Origin of the sequence: Streptomyces sp. NBC_01171, from assembly GCF_045039805.1 — a bacterium.
Taxonomy (GTDB): Bacteria; Actinomycetota; Actinomycetes; order Streptomycetales; family Streptomycetaceae; genus Streptomyces.
In genome coordinates, this window is the sequence record NZ_CP108609.1 from 3,018,335 (window position 1) to 3,036,778 (window position 18,444).

Here is an 18,444-nt window from a genome sequence, read left to right on the forward strand (position 1 = left end):
TGTCATGACCAGCGGTCGAGCGGGACCTGCCGGGTCCGGTCCCAGGGGCGCTCCCAGCCCGCGTAATGCAGCAGCCGGTCGATGACCCCGGCCGTGAACCCCCACACGAGGGCCGATTCGACCAGGAATGCCGGGCCGCGGAACCCGCTGGGGTGCACGGTGGTCGCGCGATTGGCGGGGTCCGTGAGATCCGCCACGGGGACGGTGAAGACACGGGCCGTCTCATTGGGGTCGACGACCCCGACCGGGCTGGGCTCGCGCCACCAGCCGAGGACGGGGGTGACGACGAACTCGCTGACCGGGATGTAGAGGGCGGGCAGCACACCGAAGAGCTGGACGCCGGCCGGGTCGAGCCCGGTCTCCTCCTCCGCCTCGCGCAGGGCCGCCCGCAGCGGGCCGTCGGTCTTGGGGTCGCCGTCCACGGCGTCGAGGGCGCCGCCGGGGAAGGAGGGCTGGCCGGCGTGGGAGCGCAGCGAGCCGGAGCGCTCCATCAGCAGCAGCTCGGGGCCGCGCTCGCCCTCGCCGAACAGGATCAGCACCGCCGACTGGCGGCCCCCACCGTCCTCGGGCGGCAGGAAGCGGCTGAGCTGGAGCGGCTGGACCGTCTCGGCGGCCCGCGCCACCGGCTCCAGCCAGCCCGGCAGTCCCTCCCTGCGCAGCGCCACCGGGCCCTCGTGCGTGTCACGCGTGTACGTCATGCCACCCCCTGCTGCCGTGTCCAACGCCCGCCTGCCCCCTGATCGTTCCCGTCATCCGGCCCCCAGCGGCGGGGCCGGGATGCCGCCCGCGTCCAGGTAGGACTGGGGCGGGTTGAGCCGCTGGCCGGGGAAGCCGCCCTTCTCGTACTTGAGGAGCTTGCGGGCCTTCTCCGGGTCGGTCTCGCCCTCGCCGTAGGACGGGCAGAGCGGGGCGATCGGGCAGGCGCCGCAGGCGGGCTTGCGGGCGTGACAGATGCGGCGGCCGTGCCAGATGACGTGGTGGGAGAGGTCGGTCCAGTCCTTCTTGGGGAACAGTGCGCCGACCGCGGCCTCGATCTTCTCGGGCTCGGTCTCCTCGGTCCACTTCCAGCGCCGCACGAGCCGCTGGAAGTGGGTGTCCACGGTGATGCCGGGCCGGCCGAAGGCGTTGCCGAGGACGACGAAGGCGGTCTTGCGGCCGACGCCGGGCAGCTTGACCAGGTCCTCCAGTTTTCCGGGGACCTCGCCGCCGAAGTCCTCCGCGAGCGCCTTGGACAGCCCTATGACCGAGCGCGTCTTGGCCCGGAAAAAGCCGCAGGGGCGCAGGATCTCCTCCACCTCGGCGGGGTCGGCCGCCGCGAGGTCCTCCGGGGTGGGGTACTTGGCGAACAGCGCCGGGGTCGTCTGGTTGACGCGCAGGTCGGTGGTCTGGGCCGACAGGACCGTGGCGACCAGGAGCTGGAAGGGGTTCTCGAAGTCCAGCTCGGGGTGGGCGTACGGATAGACCTCGGCGAGTTCGCGGTTGATCCGGCGGGCGCGGCGGACCAGGGCGGTGTGCGATTCGCCGGTCGTCGCACCGGTCGTCTTCGCGGGGTCCTTTTTTATGGATTTCACCTTTTTGCCACTTCCATCGGAATCCTGTTCGCCCACGGCGGAATCACGTCGTGCAACCACCCGCGCAGCCCCCTCGGCCTGTGCTCTCACCGGCGATTTGGACACCCGGCCAGCCTAGAGCCCGGCACCGACATCCGCGCCGGACCCGGAAGATCGGCCCCCGATTGGACCCCTGCCGCATACCCCGGGACACCTGTGCGGCATCCTTGTGACAGATCACACTGTTTGGACCGTCCGGGAAAACGGGGAACACGGTCCCCTGGCACGCTGGGGAGGAACATCCCCTGAGCAGCTCGACAAGGAGAGAACTCGTGGACGACGTTCTGCGGCGCAACCCGCTCTTCGCGGCTCTTGACGACGAGCAGTCCGCGGAGCTGCGCGCCTCCATGAGCGAGGTGACCCTCGCCCGTGGCGACTCCCTGTTCCACGAGGGCGACCCCGGCGACCGGCTGTACGTCGTCACCGAGGGCAAGGTCAAGCTGCACCGCACCTCGCCCGACGGGCGGGAGAACATGCTGGCCGTCGTCGGCCCCAGCGAGCTGATCGGTGAGCTGTCGCTGTTCGACCCGGGCCCGCGTACGGCCACCGCGACCGCGCTGACCGAGGTCAAGCTGCTCGGTCTCGGCCACGGCGACCTCCAGCCCTGGCTGAACGTCCGCCCGGAGGTCGCCGGCGCCCTGCTGCGTGCCGTCGCCCGCCGGCTGCGCAAGACCAACGACGCCATGTCCGACCTGGTCTTCTCCGACGTGCCCGGCCGTGTCGCCCGCGCCCTGCTGGACCTCTCGCGCCGCTTCGGCGTGCAGTCCGAGGAGGGCATCCACGTGGTGCACGACCTCACCCAGGAGGAGCTGGCCCAGTTGGTCGGCGCCTCCCGCGAGACGGTCAACAAGGCCCTGGCCGACTTCGCCCAGCGCGGCTGGCTCCGCCTGGAGGCCCGCGCGGTGATCCTGCTGGACGTGGAGCGCCTCGCCAAGCGGTCCCGCTGACGCCTGCCCGTAATTGACCTGCACCGCCGCCTCGGGCGGTGCACAGTGTCCGCATGTCCGGACCGCCAGTCCCCCACGGCCTCGACGCCGAGGGATTCATCGCCCGTGAAGGCTCCCTCGCGCGCGTGCAGGACGCGTTCCGTCCCGTGGTGGCCGCCGCGCGGGAGGGGCTGGCGGAGACCTTCGGGGCGCGGCTGCACAGCGGCTACCTCTACGGGTCCGTCCCGCGCGGCACCGCGCGCGTGGGGCGCAGCGACCTGGACCTCCTGGTCGCCCTGCGCGACGAGCCCACCGACGCCGACCGCAGCGCCCTGGCGGCCCTCGCCACGGCCCTGGACCGGCAGTTCCCCGAGATCGACGGCGTGGGCCCGCTGCTGTACAGCGAGGCCCGGCTGCTGAGCGAGGGCGAGCGGTACGACATGGGCTGGTTCCTGGCCTGCCTGTGCACCCCGCTGCTCGGGGAGGACCTCGCCGGGCGTCTGCCCCGTTACCGGCCCACTCCCCGGCTCGCCCGCGAGACCAACGGCGACCTGGCCGATCTGCTCCCGCGCTGGCGCGAGCGGATCGCGGGCGCCGCCGACACGGAGGAGGCCCGGCGTCCGCTGGTCCGGTTCATGTCCCGGCACCTGGTGCGCACCGGCTTCACCCTGGTCATGCCCCGCTGGAACGGCTGGACGAGCGACCTGGCCGAGATGGCGGAGGTCTTCGGCGCCTACCACCCCCGCCGGGCCGCCCAGATGCGCGTGGCGGCCCGCTACGGCCACGAGCCCGTCGGGGACGCCGCGATCCTGCACGGCTACGTGGACGACCTGGGCCCGTGGCTGGCCGGGGAGTACGCGCGCGTGCACGGCGCGAAGAACGCGTCCTAGATGAGCCCGTGCTCGCCCAGGTAGTCCAACTGGGCCCGTACCGACAGTTCGGCCGCCGGCCACAGGGAGCGGTCGACGTCGGCGTAGACGTGGGCGACGACGGCCTCGGCGGTGCGGTGGCCGTTCTCGACGGCCGTCTCGACCTGGGCGAGGCGGTGGGCGCGGTGGGCGAGGTAGAACTCGACGGCGCCCTGGGCGTCGTCCAGCACCGGCCCGTGGCCCGGCAGGACGGTGTGCACGCCGTCGTCCACGGTCAGCGAACGCAGCCGGCGCAGGGAGGCCAGGTACTCCCCGAGGCGCCCGTCGGGATGGGCGACCAGGGTCGTGCCGCGCCCGAGGACGGTGTCGCCGGTGAGCACGGCCCGGTCGGCCGGGAGATGGAAGCTCAGGGAGTCCGCGGTGTGGCCGGGCGTCGGTACGACCCGCAGCTCGAGCCCGCCGACCGTGACCACGTCCCCGGCGCCCAGTCCCTCGTCCCCGAGCCGCAGCGCCGGATCGAGCGCACGCACGCGCGTGCCGGTGATCTCCGCGAACCGGGACGCGCCCTCCGCGTGGTCGGCGTGCCCGTGGGTCAGCAGGGTGAGCGCTATCCGCTTGCCGGCCTTCTCTGCGGCGTCGACGACCTGGCGCAGGTGACCGTCGTCCAGCGGGCCGGGGTCGATGACCACGGCGAGGTCGGAGTCAGGCTCCGCGACGATCCAGGTGTTGGTGCCGTCCAGCGTCATGGGCGAGGCGTTGGGCGCGAGCACGTTGACGGCGCGCTCGGTGGCCGGGCCCGAGCGGACCGCGTCGCGGGGCTGGCCGGGCAGGGCGGCGGCGTCGGTCATGCCGCCCCTCCCCGCGGGCCCGGAGCGGCCGGGACGTGCTTGGTGAACTCCTCGTGCCCCGGCCAGCTCAGCTCCACCCGGCCGTCCAGCAGCCGGGCCCGCGCGAGCACCGGCGTGAGATCGCGGTCCGGCGCGGCGGCGAGGGCCTCTGCGGCGGTGCCGTAGGGCAGCAGCTGGCGCAGGGTGGCGATGGTGGGCGGCATCATCAGCAGTTCGCCCCTGTCGTACCCGGCGGCGGCCTCGGCGGGCCGGGTCCACACCGTGCGGTCGGCCTCGGTGGACAGGTCGCGGGTGCGCTGCCCCTCGGGCAGGGCGGCGACGAAGAACCAGGTGTCGTAGCGCCGGGACTCGAACTCGGGGGTGATCCACCGGGTCCACGCGCCCAGCAGGTCGGAGCGGAGTACGAGCCCCCGGCGGTCCAGGAACTCCGCGAAGGACAGCTCGTGCGCGACCAGGGCGAGCCGGTCCGCCTCCCAGTCGTCGCCGCTGGTGTCGCCGACGACCGTGCCGGGGTCGGCCCCGGCGAGCAGGACACCGGCCTCCTCGTACGTCTCGCGCACGGCCGCGCAGACGATCGCCTGGGCGGCCGTCTCATCGACACCGAGCCGGTTCGCCCACCACGCGCGCGTGGGGCCCGCCCAGCGGACGTGGTGGTCGTCGTCGCGCGGGTCCACACCGCCGCCCGGATACGCGTACGCGCCTCCGGCGAAGGCCATGGAGGCGCGTCTGCGCAGCATGTGGACGGCCGGTCCGGCCGGGGTGTCCTTGAGCAGCAGCACGGTCGCCGCCCGCCGGGGGGCGACGGGGGTGAGCGTGCCGTCCGCGAGGGCGCGGATGCGGTCGGGCCACTCCGGGGGGTACCACTGACCGTTCGCCATGGGCGGAGGCTATCCCGAACAGGGCAGATGTTCGAGAGGTACCGGACCGGTGACCGAGCGGGCTACGGGAGCAGCTCGACCAGGATCTCGACCTCGACCGGAGCGTCCAGCGGGAGCACCGCGACGCCCACCGCGCTGCGGGCGTGCACGCCCTTGTCGCCGAGGACCTCACCTAGCAGCTCACTGGCGCCGTTGAGGACACCGGGCTGGCCGGTGAAGTCGGCGGCGGAGGCGACGAAGCCGGTGACCTTCACCACGCGGGCGATCCGGTCCAGGTCGCCGGTGACGGACTTGACGGCGGCCAGCGCGTTCAGCGCGCAGGTCCGGGCCAGGTCCTTGGCCTCCTCGGCCGTGACCTCGGCACCGACCTTGCCGGTGACCGGAAGCTGTCCGTCCACCATCGGGAGCTGGCCCGCGGTGTAGACGTACTCCCCGGAGCGCACGGCGGGCTGGTAGGCGGCCAGCGGGGGCACGACCTCCGGCAGCGTCAGGCCGAGGTCGGCGAGCCGGGCCTCGACCCCGCTCACGCCTGCTTCTCGCGCTTCAGGTAGGCCACGAGCTGCTCGGCGTTGGGCCCGGGCACCACCTGGACGAGCTCCCAGCCGTCCTCGCCCCAGTTGTCCAGAATCTGCTTCGTGGCGTGGACGAGCAGCGGCACAGTTGAGTATTCCCACTTGGTCATGGGCCGACTGTAGTCGCTGTTATCCACAGCCTCCCGCGTGAGTGTCGCCCGGACTGGTTAGGCTCGAAGACGTGAGCAGGCTCCAGGTCGTCAGCGGCAAGGGCGGGACCGGAAAGACGACGGTCGCCGCCGCTCTAGCGCTGGCTCTCGCCAACGAGGGGAAGCGGACGCTTCTCGTCGAGGTCGAGGGCCGGCAAGGCATCGCGCAGCTCTTCGGGACCGAGGCGCTGCCCTACGAGGAGCGGAAGATCGCCACCGCTCCCGGCGGAGGCGAGGTGTACGCCCTCGCCATCGACGCCGAACAGGCGCTTCTGGACTACCTCCAGATGTTCTACAAACTCGGCAGCGCGGGCCGCGCGCTGAGAAAACTCGGCGCCATAGACTTCGCCACCACCATCGCGCCCGGCCTACGCGACGTCCTGCTGACCGGCAAGGCGTGCGAGGCGGTGCGCCGCAAGGACAAGAACGGCGAGTTCCTCTACGACCACGTCGTGATGGACGCTCCCCCCACCGGCCGCATCACCCGCTTCCTCAATGTCAACGACGAGATGGCCGGCCTCGCCAAGATCGGCCCGATACACAATCAGGCGCAGGCCGTGATGCGGGTGCTGAAGTCCTCGGAGACGGCCGTGCACCTGGTCACGCTGCTGGAGGAGATGCCGGTCCAGGAGACCGCCGACGGCATCGCCGAACTGCGCGCGGCGGGGCTGCCGGTGGGCCGCGTCATCGTGAACATGGTCCGCCCCGAGGTGCTGGACGCGGCCGAGCTGGACCTGGCCCGTACCGTCCCGCACACCGCCGTCGCCCGCGCGCTGTCCTCGGCGGGCCTCGGCGGAGCGCGGCGCGGCGGGCACGCCGAGCGGCTGGTCGACCCGCTGCTGGCGCAGGCCGCCGAGTACGCCGAGCGGCACACCCTGGAGCAGGAGCAGCGCGCGGTCCTGAGTGAGCTGGACCTGCCGGTGGACGAGCTGCCGCTGCTCGCCGAGGACATGGACCTGACGGGCCTGTACGAACTGGCCACCGAGTTGCGGAAGCAGGGGTTGTCATGAGCCAGGAGCCGCAGACCGCCGCAGACCCGGACGCGCGCTCCGGCCGGTCCCCGGCGCCGACGCTGCACGTGGACGCGCTGCTGGACGATCCGGAGACCCGGATCGTGGTGTGCTGCGGCTCCGGCGGCGTCGGCAAGACGACCACGGCGGCCGCGCTCGCCCTCCGGGCCGCCGAGCGCGGCCGCAAGGTGGTCGTCCTCACCATCGACCCGGCCAAGCGGCTGGCCCAGTCGATGGGCATCGACTCCCTCGACAACGTGCCGCGCCGGGTCAAGGGCACCGAGGACCGCCGGGAGGAGGCCCCCGGCGAGAGCGCCGAGCCCGGCGAACTGCACGCCATGATGCTCGACATGAAGCGCACCTTCGACGAGGTCGTGGAGACGCACACGGACCCCGAGCGGGCGGCACAGATCCTGGCGAACCCCTTCTACCAGACGGTCTCCGGCGGGTTCGCGGGCACGCAGGAGTACATGGCGATGGAGAAGCTCGGCCAGCTCCGCGCCAAGGACGAGTGGGACCTGATCGTCGTCGACACCCCGCCCTCCCGCAACGCGCTGGACTTCCTGGACGCGCCCAAGCGGCTCGGGTCGTTCCTGGACAGCAAGCTGATCCGGGTGCTGACCGCGCCGGCCAAGCTGGGCGGCCGCGCGGGGATGGCGTTCCTGAACGTGGGGATGTCGATGATGACCGGCACCCTGGGCAAGCTGCTGGGCGGCCAGCTCCTCAAGGACGCGCAGACGTTCGTGTCCGCCATGGACACCACCTTCGGCGGCTTCCGCACCCGCGCGGACGCCACCTTCAAGCTGCTGCAGGCGCCGGGGACGGCGTTCCTGGTGGTGGCGGCACCCGAGCGGGACGCGCTGCGCGAGGCCGCGTACTTCGTGGAGCGGCTGGCGGCCGAGAAGATGCCGCTGGTCGGCCTGGTGCTCAACCGGGTCCACGGCAGCGGCGCCACCCGGCTGTCGGCCGACCAGGCGCTCGCCGCCGCGGAAAATCTTGCGGAGCCCGGCATTGTGGATCAGACGGACGGGAAGGCTAACGTTCGTAACTCCCCCGAAACAGACGGAAGTTCAGATTCCGGCCCAGCAGATTCGGTCGCAGCGGACTCCGACGCTCCGGCTCCCGAGGACGGCTCCCCCGCCGCGGACCCGGACCGGCCCGTGGACGAACTGACCGCGGGTCTGCTGCGCCTGCACGCCGAACGCATGCGGCTCCTCGCGCGCGAACGGCGCACGCGGGACCGTTTCATCAGCCACCACCCCGAGGTGGCCATCGTGGAAGTACCTGCGCTCCCCGGCGACGTCCACGACCTCACGGGCCTGCGCGACATCGGCGACCGCCTCGCGGCGGGGCACACGGAACTGTCCTAGCGGCCCCGGGCGCGGGCGGGCACGCCCGTCCATACGTACGGCGGCGCGGCGGGCGCGGGCGCGTACAGCGCCCAGCTCCCCGCGCGCCATCGCCGTACCGTCCCGTGCAGAGCGCCCGTGCGGACTGTCGGTGCCGCCGGTCTATGCCGGAGGCGAGCCGTCAGCTCACGGCCGCGTAGTTCTCGTACACCTCGTCGTCGTCGAGGGGCACGATTCCCGTGCCGCGCTCGTACTCCGAGCGGGCGGTCTCCAGCAGCCGCCGCCAGGAGCTCACGGTGGGCCGCCGGCGCAGCAGCGCCCGGCGCTCGCGCTCCGTCATGCCTCCCCACACGCCGAACTCGACGCGGTTGTCCAGCGCGTCGGCCAGGCACTCCGTGCGCACCGGGCATCCGGTGCACACCGCCTTGGCCCTGTTCTGCGCTGCTCCCTGCACGAACAGTTCATCCGGATCGGTAGTGCGGCAGGCGGCCTGCGCACTCCAGTCGGTAACCCAGCCCATACCGGCGCCGTCCTCTCCCGAATCGAGGCTCCCCCACGGCGGCAGCGGCATATTCACCGCCGCCAGTTGAGGACGTTACGGAAGGCACGGACAGCGCAACACCCCCTTCGGGCCCAATCTTGAATGGCCCGAACGGACTATGGGTAAGCGGCAGATCACCCGGAGGAGTGAGCTGGCGACATGCGTGATCATCCCGGCAAAGCGGGACGGTTGTGACGCGGCACATGGGGCGCCGGGTGACACACGAGGCGGTTTCGGACACTTCCCCCTCGGAAAATCGAGGGGGGCCGGAGCGATTCGGGGTCGCCGGACGTATTGCTACCTGGCCGCGCCGCTGTGACAGTTGAATGCAGCTTAGGCCAATGCCTGTGCGTGTGTCCGGCGAATGCCAACCTGGGCCACCGCTTTGCCGCGCCGTCACACCACCCGACCGGACGTCACGATCCTGCACCCGAACCGCCCGGGGGCCCGTCGCTCCCCCGGAACGCTTATCACCACGGATTAGGCTGCCCCCATGCCAAAGAAGCGCTCGGGCGGTGGTCTGTCGGCCACGCAGCAGGCCGCCAAGTTCCTCGGTGTCAGCGTGCTCGCGGGGGCGGTGATGGCGGGGATCGCACTGCCGGCCGCCGGGGCGCTGGGCCTTGCCGCGAAGGGCTCGGTGCAGGGCTTCGACGAGATCCCGGCCAACCTCAAGAGCCCCCAGCTCAGCCAGCGGACGACCATACTGGACAGCCGGGGCAACCAGATCGCCAGCGTCTACTCCCGTGACCGCACGGTGGTGGAGCTGAAGGACATCTCGCCGTACATGCAGAAGTCCATCGTCGCCATCGAGGACTCGCGCTTCTACCAGCACGGCGCCATCGACCTCAAGGGTGTGCTCCGGGCGCTGAACAAGAACGCGCAGAGCGGCGGCGTGGCCCAGGGCGCGTCCACCCTCACCCAGCAGCTCGTGAAGAACTACTTCATCGAGGAGGCCGGCGACGACCCGACCAAGGTCGCCCAGGCCACCCAGCAGACCCTCGGCCGCAAGGTCCGCGAGCTGAAGTACGCGATCCAGATCGAGGAGAAGCTCGGCAAGAAGAAGATCCTGGAGAACTACCTCAACATCACCTTCTTCGGCGAGCAGGCGTACGGCGTCGAGGCCGCGGCCCAGCGGTACTTCTCCAAGCACGCCAAGGACCTCAACCTCCAGGAGTCCGCCCTGCTGGCGGGCATCGTGCAGTCCCCGAGCCGCTACGACCCGGTCAACGACGAGGCCGAGGCCACCAAGCGGCGCAACACCGTGCTCCAGCGCATGGCCGAGCTGGGCGACATCTCCCAGGCCGAGGCCGACCGCGCCGGCAAGGAGCCGCTGGGCCTGCACGTCAGCCGCCCCAAGAACGGCTGCATCACCGCGACCCGTGACTCCGCGTTCTTCTGCAAGTACGTCGAGAACGTCTTCCTCACCGACCCGGTCTTCGGCAAGTCCCGCGAGGCGCGCGCCAAGCTCTGGAACAAGGGCGGCATGACGATCCGTACGACGCTGGACCCACAGGCGCAGAAGTCGGTGCAGGACTCGCTGAAGGACCACGTCTACAAGTCCGACTCGGTGGCGGCGGCCGCGACCCTGGTGCAGCCGGGCAACGGCAAGGTGCTGGCGATGGGCCAGTCGAAGCCGTTCGGCTACGCCAAGGACGAGACCGAGTACAACTTCTCGGTCGACCGGGACCTGGGCGGCTCCAACTTCGGTTTCCCGACGGGTTCGACGTTCAAGCCGTTCGTGGCGGCGGCCGCGATCGAGGGCGGCAAGCCGCCTACGCAGGCGTACTCCGCGCCGTACAAGATGAACTATCCGAGCCCCATCCAGCGGTGCGGCGCCACGCCCTACCGCAACACCGAGAAGGAGACGGCGGAGAACGAGAACGAGTCCGAGAAGGGCCCGTACCGCATGAAGGAGGCGATGGCCAAGTCGGTCAACACCTACTTCGTGCAGCTCATCGCCGACATCGGGCTCTGCCCGGTGGTCAAGATGGCCGACAAGCTGCACGTGGTGCAGGGCGACGGCTCCAAGCTGCCGCAGACGCCGGCCATCGCGCTCGGCGCCATCGGCCTGTCCCCGCTGACCATGGCCAACGCGTACGCCACCTTCGCCTCGCGCGGCATGTACTGCACCCCGGTCGCCATCGAGTCGATCACCGAGAAGTCCGGTGACGAGGAGAAGTCGCTGCCGGTGCCGAAGTCCACGTGCACGCGGGCGATGAGCGAGAAGACGGCGGACACGGTCAACACCCTGCTCCGGGACGTGATCGACTCCGGTACCGGCCAGGAGGCCGGCCTGAACGACCGGGACAGCGCGGGCAAGACGGGTACGACGGACGAGCGGAAGAACGCCTGGTTCGTCGGCTACACCCCGAACATGTCCGGCGCCGTCTGGGTCGGCAGCGCCCGGCAGGACGTGCAGATGAGCAACATCACCATCGGTGGCACGTTCCATCCCCTCGTCTTCGGTGGCGGCGTGCCGGGCCCCATCTGGCGGGACGCGATGTCCGGCGCCCTCGTGGGCAAGGACGCGCCCGACTTCAACACGATCGACATCCCCGACGACCAGGACAAGGGCGACGGCGGGGGCAACGGCCGGGGTGACGGCAATGACAACGGCGGGCGTCAGGGCACGCCGGGCGGGGGCCTGATCGGCGGCCTCTTCGGCGGGCTGACCGGCGGGAACGGCGGCAACAACGGCGGCCGTCCGGGCGCCGGGCAGCCGAAGCCGACGAAGTCGGGGCTCGTGCAGGGGAACGCCAACGGCGGACGCCGGAACTGAGTCCGGTACGACAGTGGGGCCGCACCTTCGCCGAAGGTGCGGCCCCACTGTCACGTCTCTAGCCCTGGAGCTGCTGCTTCACGATCGCGGCGACGCGGCCGCCGTCGGCCTGGCCGGCCACCTTCGGGTTCACGATCTTCATGACGGCACCCATGGCCCGCGGCCCCTCGGCGCCGCCCGCCTTGGCCTCCTCGACGGCCTGGGCCACGATCGTGGTCAGCTCGTCGTCGGAGAGCTGCTTGGGCAGGTAGGTGGCGAGCAGCTCGCCCTCCGCCTTCTCCCGCTCCGCCTGCTCGGGACGGCCACCCTGGGCGAAGGCGTCGGCGGCCTCGCGGCGCTTCTTCGCCTCCTTGGTGATCACCTTGAGGACCTCGTCGTCGGACAGCTCGCGCTTCTCCTTGCCCGCGACCTCCTCCTTGGTGATCGCGGCGAGGGTCAGCCGGAGCGTCGCGGAGCGCAGCTCGTCGCGCTCGCGGATCGCGGCGTTGAGGTCGTCGTGGAGCTTCGACTTGAGCGTGGTGGTCATGGACCGATTGTCGCAGGTGCCCGCGGCCGAACGCCCCCTGATTAAAGGGGCTTGATTAAGGGGCGCCCGCTCTTGAGGCTCCGGCGGGGTCTGACACGATGGGCGTATGCGCGCGCGATACGGAGTACCCCTGGGAATCATGGCGGCAGGCGCCGCCGGAGTGGCGTACGCGGCGGGCTTCGAGGTCCGCTCCTTCCGCCTCCGACGAGTGACCGTGCCGGTCCTCCCGGCGGGCATGCGCCCGCTGCGGATGCTTCAGGTCTCCGACATCCACATGGTGGGCGGGCAGCGCAAGAAGCAGCGCTGGCTCCAGTCGCTGGCCGGGCTGCGCCCTGACTTCGTGATCAACACCGGCGACAACCTCTCGGACCCCGAGGGCGTCCCCGAGACGCTGGACGCGCTGGGCCCGCTGATGGAGTTCCCCGGCGCGTACGTCTTCGGGTCCAACGACTACTACGGCCCCAAACTCCGCAACCCCGCGCGGTACTTGCTGGAGAAGGCGAGCGGGAATCACGGCCTGAACGGCAACGCGCCCGCGGTCGGCGTGGTCCACAACCCCTGGGAGGACCTCAGGGACGGCTTCGACACCGCGGGCTGGCTGAACCTGACCAACCAGCGGGGTGTGCTGAAGGTCGAGGGCGTCTCCATCGAGCTGACCGGCCTGGACGACCCGCACATCAAGCGCGACCGCTATGCCCGCGTGGCCGGCGGCCCCTCCGAGGGTCACGACTTCTCGATGGGCGTCGTGCACGCGCCGTACCTGCGCACCCTGGACGCCTTCACGGCGGACGGCTACCCGCTGGTCCTCGCCGGGCACACCCACGGGGGCCAGCTCTGCGTCCCCTTCTACGGCGCGCTGGTCACCAACTGCGACCTGGACACCGACCGGGTGAAGGGGCTGTCCACCCATACGGCGGAGGGCAACACGTCCTACCTGCACGTCTCGGCGGGCTGCGGCACGAACCGCTACACCCCGATCCGCTTCGCCTGCCCCCCGGAGGCGACGCTGCTGACGCTGGTGGAGCGGGCGTAACCCGACCGGAGTGCTCTGAATGGTCGCATTTCGCCCTCCTGCCTAGCGTGAGGGCATGACCGCACCGATACCGCCCGTGCCCAGGGAGATCCCGGATCTGCCCGCGATCCCCTGGGAGAGCACGCCCGTACTGAAGCCGTCGTTCGTGCCGGTGACGGCGGTGGTGGCGCCGGTCCGGCGCCCCCTGGTGGCCGCGTACCGCCTGCTGACCGCGCTGCTGGCGGGGGCGGGGGTGGCCCTGGAGATCTACCTGGCCGGCCCGGCCCGCGCGCTGAGCTACTTCAGCGTGCAGAGCACGGTGCTGCTGGCGGTGGTCATGCTGATATCGGCCTCGCGGTCCTGGCGCCCGCGCCGTGCCCTGCCGGCCGCGCTGACGGGGGCCGTGCTGCTGTACGTGGTGATCGGCGCGGTGGTGTACCACGTACTGCTGGCCCACACGACGCCGCCGTTCACCATGACGGGTGCGACGGCGCCGCCGGCGCGGTGGCACGCCCAGTGGGCCGCACTCCAGGTCCTGCACACGCTGGTGCCGCTGGCGGCGGTACTGGACTGGCTCCTGCTGACCCCCGCGTCACGGATGCACCTGCGCCAGGCGGCGGGGTGGCTGCTGTTCCCGCTGGCGTACCTGATCTTCACGCTGACCCGGGCCCGCTCCCTCTACCCCTTCCTGGACGTCACGGCCCACGGTTACCGTCATACTCTGGCCAACGCCCTCCTCCTGGGCCTGGCGATCTACGCCTCCGCGTTGGTGCTGATCACCCTCGACCACGCCCGCCCCACCCCGGTCCGCCGCCGAGTCTGAACCGGATTTCGCCTCCGGCCCCCGGTGGGCTAAAGTAAACGACGTCGCCGCGACAGCAGCGACATCGGGGTGTAGCGCAGCTTGGCAGCGCGCTTCGTTCGGGACGAAGAGGTCGTGGGTTCAAATCCCGCCACCCCGACACAGGTCAGAGGCCCATTCACGTGATCGTGAATGGGCCTCTGAGTGTTTGTACAGCAGCGGAGTACAGCAACCGCTATGGCTCTTGAAGGCCGTCTCCGTCCGGCCGCTCCTCCCGCTTGCGTTTGCCCTTCTTCTTGCCGTCCCTCTGCTTGCTGCCGCCCAGAACCTTCCCGAGCTTCCGGAGGGCCCGCCTGGTGTCCGCCGAGGGGACGTGCGTGTAGACCTCCAGGGTCACCGCGATCTCGGAGTGGCGGAGGATCTGCATCGCGATCCGAGGGTGGACATCGAGGGCGGCCAGGAGCGAGGCACAGGTGTGGCGGGTGTCGTGCACGCGGATCCGCCGGACGCCGGCACGCTCGCAGCGGCGGTCGAACTCGCGGGTGAAGTTCCGCGGCTCCACCGGGGTGCCGTTGCGGGTGGTGAAGACGAGGTCCGATTCCGTCCAGAGATCCGCGGCCCGCTCCCTCGCCACCTCCTGCTCCTTCTTACGGAGCCGAAGCGCCGCCAGGCAGATGTCCGGCAGTGGAAGCACCGCCTCGGAGGCTTCCGTTTTGGCCGTGTCGGTGTGGAGCAGGCGTCGGCGAACGCGCTGCAGCTGGTGGCGGACGTGCAGCTCGCCTGTATCGAGGTTCACGTCCGACCAGGTCAGTCCCAGAACCTCACCCTTGCGCAGGCCCAGGACGAGGATCAGCACGTACGCGGCGTAGAGGTAGTCCCGCCACGTCTGCGCGTTCTCCAGGAAGGAGCACGCCTCCTCGACCGACCACGGGTCCGGCCGCTTGCGCCGAGCCCGCTGCACCTTCACGAGCTGGGCGACGTTCTTGGAGATGCGCTCCTCCACCATGGCGTTGGTCAGCGCGCTGCGGAGGACCGTCCGGGCGTCATTGACCGAGCGCTTCGACAGCGTCTGCCGGCAGCACTCCCCCTTGGCGCAGCAGCGTTGCCGCTCCTCGGGCCGCCTGTCGTCCTTGCCCTGTGCGCAGCACTGGCACGTCTCGGCAAGCCTGTTGAGCCAGCTCCGCATGTCCTGAACGGTCAGCCGGTCGAGCCGCTTGGGGCCGAGAAGCGGGACGATGTACAAGCGCACGGTCGTCTCATACGTGGCAGCGGTGAGCGGCCTGAGGTTGGGGTCCACGACCTCCTTGAGCCAGTACGCCAGGTAGTTCGCGAGCGTTGGCGTATTGGTGGCCACTGGCCCCTTCTTGGCTTCGTTGTGGAGCTTGAGCCACTTCTCGTGGACGTCCTTCCGGGTGGGGCCGTAGACGTACTTGCGTTTGCGGTTGCCGTCCGGGGTGGTCACCCATACGTAAGCTGCGAAGCCGTTCCTGTACGGGTAGATGGACCCTTCGCCGTTGCCTCGCTTCCCGCTCACACGGACCACCTCTCCGCCCCTGCTGTGCAGCTCTCCACGTACTCGTCGACCCAGGCGGGAAGGATGCGGCGGTTGCGACCGATCTTCACGGAACGGATCTCACCCGTCAGTACGAGCATCTTGGTTTTGGAGAGGCTGAAGCCGAGCATCTCGGCGACCTCAGCTGTCGTGTGCCACTTCCGACTAATCGCGGTCGTAGTCATCGGGTTGGTTCTCCTTCCGTCCCGAGGGCAGGTTCGAGGGATGCGGTGAGCCAGGCTTCGGCGGCGCTGAGGCCGGTGCCGGCGAAGACCCAGTGGGCGAGGACGTACGTCGTGTCCGTCTGCCGTTCGTCGGTTGGTGCCTGCGCTCGGCGCCATTCGGCGCGGGCGTCGCGGAGGGCGCCGAGGGTGGTGGAGTAGCGGCGGGACTTGGTGGAGAAGTGGCCGCGGAATCCGAGCATGTGGGCCCAGGCCCGCAGCCGGAGGTGTTCGAGGTCCTTGCGGGCACCGAGGGCCCAGGCCGTTCGGATGAGACGGCGGCCGTGGTCGCTGATGTCGAGCTGGGCGAGTTCGGCGGCGAACTTCAGCGGGCGGTCGAGAGCTCCCGTGGCGGTCTCGGCGCCCTTGGTGGCGTACTTGGCGATGTAGGCGGCCACGGCCCGCTCGGTCAGCTCCTGGCCGCCGTCGAAGTCGGCGGAACGGATCGTGCGGACATCGAGCTGGCGGCCGAAGGTGAAGACGTGGGCCCGGCCGTCGATGACAGGCCCGTCAACGCGGGCGGCGGTGGCGGCGGCATAGATGGCATCGGTCAGCAGCTCGGCGGTGGCCCAGGCGGGAGGCGGGGTCTCGCCGCCCTCCGGACCGTCGATGCGGATCACGGCGTGGAAGTGGACGGCCCCGCGCTTCTGGTACTCGGCGACCTTGGCGAAGGACACCCGGGCGTACTCGCGGAAGGTCCGTTGCGTGAGGCCGGCGCGCTTGGCGACCTCGCGGCGCAGGTAGGTCGAGAAGCGGCGCCACAGCGGACCGGCATGCGCGTTCCAGAGGATGGCCGCTTCGTAGTCGTAGGTGTCCGGGTCGAGCGGGGTGCCGAGGGCGGGGTCGTCCTGGTCGTGGAGGGTGCCGCAGCGGCAGGGGCGGACCGAACCGGCCGGGCCGGTGGGGCGGTTGTGGACGGGGCCGAAGCCGGGGGCGGTGAAGGTGGCGAAGACGCGGGGGTGTGCGGCGACGCGTTCGGGGACGCCCTTGCCGCCGCGCAGGCCGGAGGTGATCAGGTGGAAGGTGTCCCGGCGGTAGACCTCGGAGCAGGCCGCGCAGCGGGTCGTGCGGCGGTTGTTGCAGCGGACGAGGAGGTGTCCGGCCGGGAGGTCGGCGGAGTCGAGGTGGTGGAGGACGCCGCCGATCTCGCCGGTGCGGGTGTCCACGTCGTACTCGGTGCGGTGGCCGTCGAGGCGGATCGGGTGGGTGCAGCCGCCGAGGCCCGAGAGCTGGCGCAGAAGGGCGGGCATGGTGCCGAGGGCGGCCAGGTCTCCGAGTTCGGTCAGCGGGGGCGGGGTGGCGCGGGTGATGATGGGCTTGCTCCTTCTGGCTTGGGCTGGGAGGCGAGACGGCCCCCAGGGCGGCGGATGCTTGGCGCTATCGAGGCCGACCCGGGGGCCTGGTGCGTCAGCGGCGGTGTTGCTCGCGGAGCATCGAGCGCAGGACCACGGCGGCGACGGCCACGGAGATGGCCGTGACGGCGACGGCGGCCAAGAGCGCGGTGAGGACGACGCCGCCGACGAGGACGGCAGCGACCGCACCGGTGCTGACGGAGATTTGAGGTGCCGGGCGTCGCACGGGTGCCGGTTCGGCCGTGGTGTGGGTGTGCGCGGGCGGCGGGGTCGGGTTGTCCGGGTACTTGGGCAGGAACACGGCGAAGCTCTCCTTACCTACTCGTCTAGTCATGTGAGCCGTTGACGATGCCGACGCCGGAGCGCGTGCCGGACTCGATGGCCGGGGCCATGAACGTGTGCGAGAGCCAGAAGCCGAAGAGGGCGATCAGGACGACGATCCACGTGCGGACGCCGAGGAACTTGACCGCTCCCCAGGCGAAGAAGCCGAGGACGACGACGAGCGGGAGGCTGACGGTCACGGGAGGCGGGTCCTTTCAGCGGACGGGGCAGCGGTGGGTGCGGGCGGCCAGTTCGGCGGCGGCGCGGCTGTCGTAGTCGGCGGAGAAGCCGCAGCGCGGAGCCGTGCAGGCGGCGGTGTGCTTCTCTCGGCCGCGTCCGTCGTAGGAGGTGCCGACCTGGACGGGGCCGATTCGGGTGACGGCGCGGAAGCGGCGGTTGGCGGACATGGTGGTCTCCCTTCAGAGCTGTGCGGCGATGGCGTCGGCCATGGGCAGGGGAACGCCGAGGCGGGCGCGCAGGGTCGGGGTGTCGATGGCCTCTCCGGTTCGGGTGTGGTGCTCGGCGGCGACCTTGCGGGCGTGCTCGATCAGGGCGACCGGGACGGGGACAGGGGGTGGAGCGGGAGTCGGTGCAGTGGCCGGCGCGCGGACGGGCTCAGGTGCGGATTCGAGCTCGCTCTCCTGGTTCTCGATGGCCGGGAGCGGCTGTGGTCCGTCAGCGTCCTCGGGCTGGGCCTCCGCTACAGGTGTGGAATGGGCGAGGAGTGTGCCGCCGAGGAAGGCGACCGCGGGCCAGCCCGCGACGAGGATGCGCAGCCAGGCCGGCACCTGGTCGATGTCGAGGAGTCCGGCGGTGGCGACGTTCGCTCCGAGGGACGCGGTCAGCGCGATCACGAACCAGCACCACCCGGCGGCTTTCGCGTCACTGGTCCGAAGTCGGCGCCAGGCGGCGACGAGCAGCAGGTCGACGGAGACGGGATAGGCCCATGCCTTCCACCCGTCCTGACCGGCGGCCGAGGCGATGTCGTGCAGGTGGGCGAAGGACAGCGCGGCGGCGATGACCGCTTGGACGAGGACCGCGTCGACGCGGGCTAGCTGGGCACGCATGCTGCGGCTCCTTCCGGAATCAGACATGGCGGGGGTAGGGACACGGCGCGAGGTGGTCAC

The 18,444-nt window shown here is 71.1% G+C and carries 22 protein-coding genes and 1 tRNA gene; 8 read left to right on the plus strand and 15 right to left on the minus strand.

Features of this window, described 5'->3' with window-relative positions; all coding sequences use genetic code 11:
• Nucleotides 1–2 precede the first annotated feature (2 nt).
• Nucleotides 3–698, minus strand: a complete 696-nt coding sequence (locus OG448_RS13785) for an NUDIX hydrolase (protein ID WP_399569589.1) — start codon at nucleotides 696–698, stop codon at nucleotides 3–5.
• A 51-nt stretch (nucleotides 699–749) separates the two neighbouring features.
• A complete protein-coding gene (gene nth / locus OG448_RS13790) occupies nucleotides 750–1,571 on the minus strand; it encodes an endonuclease III (protein ID WP_405553907.1) in 822 nt (273 codons plus the stop codon).
• A 311-nt stretch (nucleotides 1,572–1,882) separates the two neighbouring features.
• Here nth and OG448_RS13795 point away from each other — a divergent pair, with 311 nt between their 5' ends.
• Together OG448_RS13795 and OG448_RS13800 are read left to right on the plus strand one after the other, a co-directional pair.
• The gene (locus OG448_RS13795; protein ID WP_030811441.1) at nucleotides 1,883–2,557 is read left to right on the plus strand and encodes a Crp/Fnr family transcriptional regulator; all 675 of its coding nucleotides are present in this window, start codon (nucleotides 1,883–1,885) and stop codon (nucleotides 2,555–2,557) included.
• 53 nt (nucleotides 2,558–2,610) lie between these two features.
• Entirely contained in the window at nucleotides 2,611–3,426 is an 816-nt protein-coding gene (locus tag OG448_RS13800; RefSeq protein WP_405553909.1) for a nucleotidyltransferase, read from the plus strand.
• Here the strand turns inward: OG448_RS13800 and OG448_RS13805 are convergent.
• From OG448_RS13805 to OG448_RS13820, 4 genes are all read right to left on the minus strand, one after another.
• Nucleotides 3,423–4,253 carry an MBL fold metallo-hydrolase gene (locus OG448_RS13805; protein WP_405553911.1) on the minus strand — a complete coding sequence of 277 codons (831 nt, stop codon included), beginning with the start codon at nucleotides 4,251–4,253 and terminating at the stop codon, nucleotides 3,423–3,425. The two genes, OG448_RS13800 and OG448_RS13805, sit on opposite strands and share 4 nt — an antisense overlap.
• On the minus strand, nucleotides 4,250–5,131 hold the full coding sequence (locus OG448_RS13810; RefSeq protein ID WP_405553912.1) for an NUDIX hydrolase: 882 nt from the start codon (nucleotides 5,129–5,131) through the stop codon (nucleotides 4,250–4,252). The genes OG448_RS13805 and OG448_RS13810 overlap by 4 nt, the downstream gene beginning before the upstream one ends.
• 62 nt (nucleotides 5,132–5,193) lie before the next feature.
• Complete coding sequence (locus OG448_RS13815) at nucleotides 5,194–5,658, minus strand: RidA family protein (protein ID WP_405553913.1); 465 nt, start codon at nucleotides 5,656–5,658, stop codon at nucleotides 5,194–5,196.
• Nucleotides 5,655–5,813 carry a DUF4177 domain-containing protein gene (locus tag OG448_RS13820; RefSeq protein ID WP_086694324.1) on the minus strand — a complete coding sequence of 53 codons (159 nt, stop codon included), beginning with the start codon at nucleotides 5,811–5,813 and terminating at the stop codon, nucleotides 5,655–5,657. The genes OG448_RS13815 and OG448_RS13820 overlap by 4 nt, the downstream gene beginning before the upstream one ends.
• 71 nt (nucleotides 5,814–5,884) lie before the next feature.
• Here OG448_RS13820 and OG448_RS13825 point away from each other — a divergent pair, with 71 nt between their 5' ends.
• Together OG448_RS13825 and OG448_RS13830 are read left to right on the plus strand one after the other, a co-directional pair.
• On the plus strand, nucleotides 5,885–6,862 hold the full coding sequence (locus OG448_RS13825; protein ID WP_405553916.1) for an ArsA family ATPase: 978 nt from the start codon (nucleotides 5,885–5,887) through the stop codon (nucleotides 6,860–6,862).
• Nucleotides 6,859–8,232, plus strand: coding sequence for an ArsA family ATPase (locus OG448_RS13830; protein WP_405553917.1), 1,374 nt, complete (start codon nucleotides 6,859–6,861; stop codon nucleotides 8,230–8,232). The genes OG448_RS13825 and OG448_RS13830 overlap by 4 nt, the downstream gene beginning before the upstream one ends.
• 160 nt (nucleotides 8,233–8,392) lie before the next feature.
• Here OG448_RS13830 and wblA read toward each other — a convergent pair whose 3' ends face one another.
• Nucleotides 8,393–8,731 (minus strand): transcriptional regulator WblA, encoded by a 339-nt coding sequence (wblA, locus tag OG448_RS13835; RefSeq protein ID WP_030811461.1) that lies wholly within the window; start codon nucleotides 8,729–8,731, stop codon nucleotides 8,393–8,395.
• 514 nt (nucleotides 8,732–9,245) lie between these two features.
• Between wblA and OG448_RS13840 the strand changes: the two genes are divergently transcribed.
• Complete coding sequence (locus OG448_RS13840; protein ID WP_405553920.1) at nucleotides 9,246–11,531, plus strand: transglycosylase domain-containing protein; 2,286 nt, start codon at nucleotides 9,246–9,248, stop codon at nucleotides 11,529–11,531.
• Between the two features lie 58 nt (nucleotides 11,532–11,589).
• On the opposite strand, the gene OG448_RS13845 is transcribed toward OG448_RS13840, so the two are convergent.
• On the minus strand, nucleotides 11,590–12,057 hold the full coding sequence (locus tag OG448_RS13845; RefSeq protein WP_030811466.1) for a GatB/YqeY domain-containing protein: 468 nt from the start codon (nucleotides 12,055–12,057) through the stop codon (nucleotides 11,590–11,592).
• A 106-nt stretch (nucleotides 12,058–12,163) separates the two neighbouring features.
• Here OG448_RS13845 and OG448_RS13850 point away from each other — a divergent pair, with 106 nt between their 5' ends.
• From OG448_RS13850 to OG448_RS13860, 3 genes are all read left to right on the plus strand, one after another.
• The gene (locus OG448_RS13850; RefSeq protein ID WP_405553921.1) at nucleotides 12,164–13,090 is read left to right on the plus strand and encodes a metallophosphoesterase; all 927 of its coding nucleotides are present in this window, start codon (nucleotides 12,164–12,166) and stop codon (nucleotides 13,088–13,090) included.
• 55 nt (nucleotides 13,091–13,145) lie between these two features.
• Nucleotides 13,146–13,892, plus strand: a complete 747-nt coding sequence (locus OG448_RS13855; protein ID WP_405553923.1) for a Pr6Pr family membrane protein — start codon at nucleotides 13,146–13,148, stop codon at nucleotides 13,890–13,892.
• A 65-nt stretch (nucleotides 13,893–13,957) separates the two neighbouring features.
• A tRNA-Pro gene (locus OG448_RS13860) sits at nucleotides 13,958–14,031 on the plus strand.
• 75 nt (nucleotides 14,032–14,106) lie between these two features.
• Here the strand turns inward: OG448_RS13860 and xerC are convergent.
• The 7 genes from xerC to OG448_RS13895 all read right to left on the minus strand — a co-directional run bounded on the left by xerC (nucleotide 14,107) and on the right by OG448_RS13895 (nucleotide 18,384).
• Complete coding sequence (gene xerC / locus OG448_RS13865; protein ID WP_405553925.1) at nucleotides 14,107–15,414, minus strand: tyrosine recombinase XerC; 1,308 nt, start codon at nucleotides 15,412–15,414, stop codon at nucleotides 14,107–14,109.
• Nucleotides 15,402–15,608 (minus strand): excisionase family DNA-binding protein, encoded by a 207-nt coding sequence (locus OG448_RS13870; RefSeq protein WP_131567485.1) that lies wholly within the window; start codon nucleotides 15,606–15,608, stop codon nucleotides 15,402–15,404. Before OG448_RS13870 ends, xerC begins: the two co-directional genes overlap by 13 nt.
• On the minus strand, nucleotides 15,605–16,894 hold the full coding sequence (locus OG448_RS13875; RefSeq protein WP_405553927.1) for a replication initiator: 1,290 nt from the start codon (nucleotides 16,892–16,894) through the stop codon (nucleotides 15,605–15,607). Before OG448_RS13875 ends, OG448_RS13870 begins: the two co-directional genes overlap by 4 nt.
• Before the next feature lie 157 nt (nucleotides 16,895–17,051).
• Entirely contained in the window at nucleotides 17,052–17,297 is a 246-nt protein-coding gene (locus tag OG448_RS13880; RefSeq protein ID WP_405553929.1) for a SpdD protein, read from the minus strand.
• Nucleotides 17,298–17,322: 25 nt separating this feature from the next.
• Nucleotides 17,323–17,517, minus strand: a complete 195-nt coding sequence (locus OG448_RS13885) for a hypothetical protein (protein ID WP_131567478.1) — start codon at nucleotides 17,515–17,517, stop codon at nucleotides 17,323–17,325.
• A 15-nt stretch (nucleotides 17,518–17,532) separates the two neighbouring features.
• On the minus strand, nucleotides 17,533–17,724 hold the full coding sequence (locus OG448_RS13890) for a mobile element transfer protein (RefSeq protein WP_405553930.1): 192 nt from the start codon (nucleotides 17,722–17,724) through the stop codon (nucleotides 17,533–17,535).
• Nucleotides 17,725–17,736: 12 nt separating this feature from the next.
• Nucleotides 17,737–18,384, minus strand: coding sequence for a DUF2637 domain-containing protein (locus OG448_RS13895; RefSeq protein ID WP_161150894.1), 648 nt, complete (start codon nucleotides 18,382–18,384; stop codon nucleotides 17,737–17,739).
• Between the last annotated feature and the right edge of the window lie 60 nt (nucleotides 18,385–18,444).

What these genes read in the sequence shown, in the direction of transcription:
- OG448_RS13785 (WP_399569589.1), bottom strand. Translation starts at nt 698, where the DNA reads ATGACGTACACGCGTGACACGCACGAGGGCCCGGTGGCGCTGCGCAGG.
- OG448_RS13800 (WP_405553909.1), top strand. Translation starts at nt 2,611, where the DNA reads ATGTCCGGACCGCCAGTCCCCCACGGCCTCGACGCCGAGGGATTCATC.
- OG448_RS13805 (WP_405553911.1), bottom strand. Translation starts at nt 4,253, where the DNA reads ATGACCGACGCCGCCGCCCTGCCCGGCCAGCCCCGCGACGCGGTCCGC.
- OG448_RS13810 (WP_405553912.1), bottom strand. Translation starts at nt 5,131, where the DNA reads ATGGCGAACGGTCAGTGGTACCCCCCGGAGTGGCCCGACCGCATCCGC.
- OG448_RS13820 (WP_086694324.1), bottom strand. Translation starts at nt 5,813, where the DNA reads ATGACCAAGTGGGAATACTCAACTGTGCCGCTGCTCGTCCACGCCACG.
- OG448_RS13830 (WP_405553917.1), top strand. Translation starts at nt 6,859, where the DNA reads ATGAGCCAGGAGCCGCAGACCGCCGCAGACCCGGACGCGCGCTCCGGC.
- wblA (WP_030811461.1), bottom strand. Translation starts at nt 8,731, where the DNA reads ATGGGCTGGGTTACCGACTGGAGTGCGCAGGCCGCCTGCCGCACTACC.
- OG448_RS13840 (WP_405553920.1), top strand. Translation starts at nt 9,246, where the DNA reads ATGCCAAAGAAGCGCTCGGGCGGTGGTCTGTCGGCCACGCAGCAGGCC.
- OG448_RS13845 (WP_030811466.1), bottom strand. Translation starts at nt 12,057, where the DNA reads ATGACCACCACGCTCAAGTCGAAGCTCCACGACGACCTCAACGCCGCG.
- OG448_RS13850 (WP_405553921.1), top strand. Translation starts at nt 12,164, where the DNA reads ATGCGCGCGCGATACGGAGTACCCCTGGGAATCATGGCGGCAGGCGCC.
- OG448_RS13855 (WP_405553923.1), top strand. Translation starts at nt 13,146, where the DNA reads ATGACCGCACCGATACCGCCCGTGCCCAGGGAGATCCCGGATCTGCCC.
- OG448_RS13870 (WP_131567485.1), bottom strand. Translation starts at nt 15,608, where the DNA reads ATGACTACGACCGCGATTAGTCGGAAGTGGCACACGACAGCTGAGGTC.
- OG448_RS13875 (WP_405553927.1), bottom strand. Translation starts at nt 16,894, where the DNA reads ATGCCCGCCCTTCTGCGCCAGCTCTCGGGCCTCGGCGGCTGCACCCAC.
- OG448_RS13890 (WP_405553930.1), bottom strand. Translation starts at nt 17,724, where the DNA reads ATGTCCGCCAACCGCCGCTTCCGCGCCGTCACCCGAATCGGCCCCGTC.
- OG448_RS13895 (WP_161150894.1), bottom strand. Translation starts at nt 18,384, where the DNA reads ATGCGTGCCCAGCTAGCCCGCGTCGACGCGGTCCTCGTCCAAGCGGTC.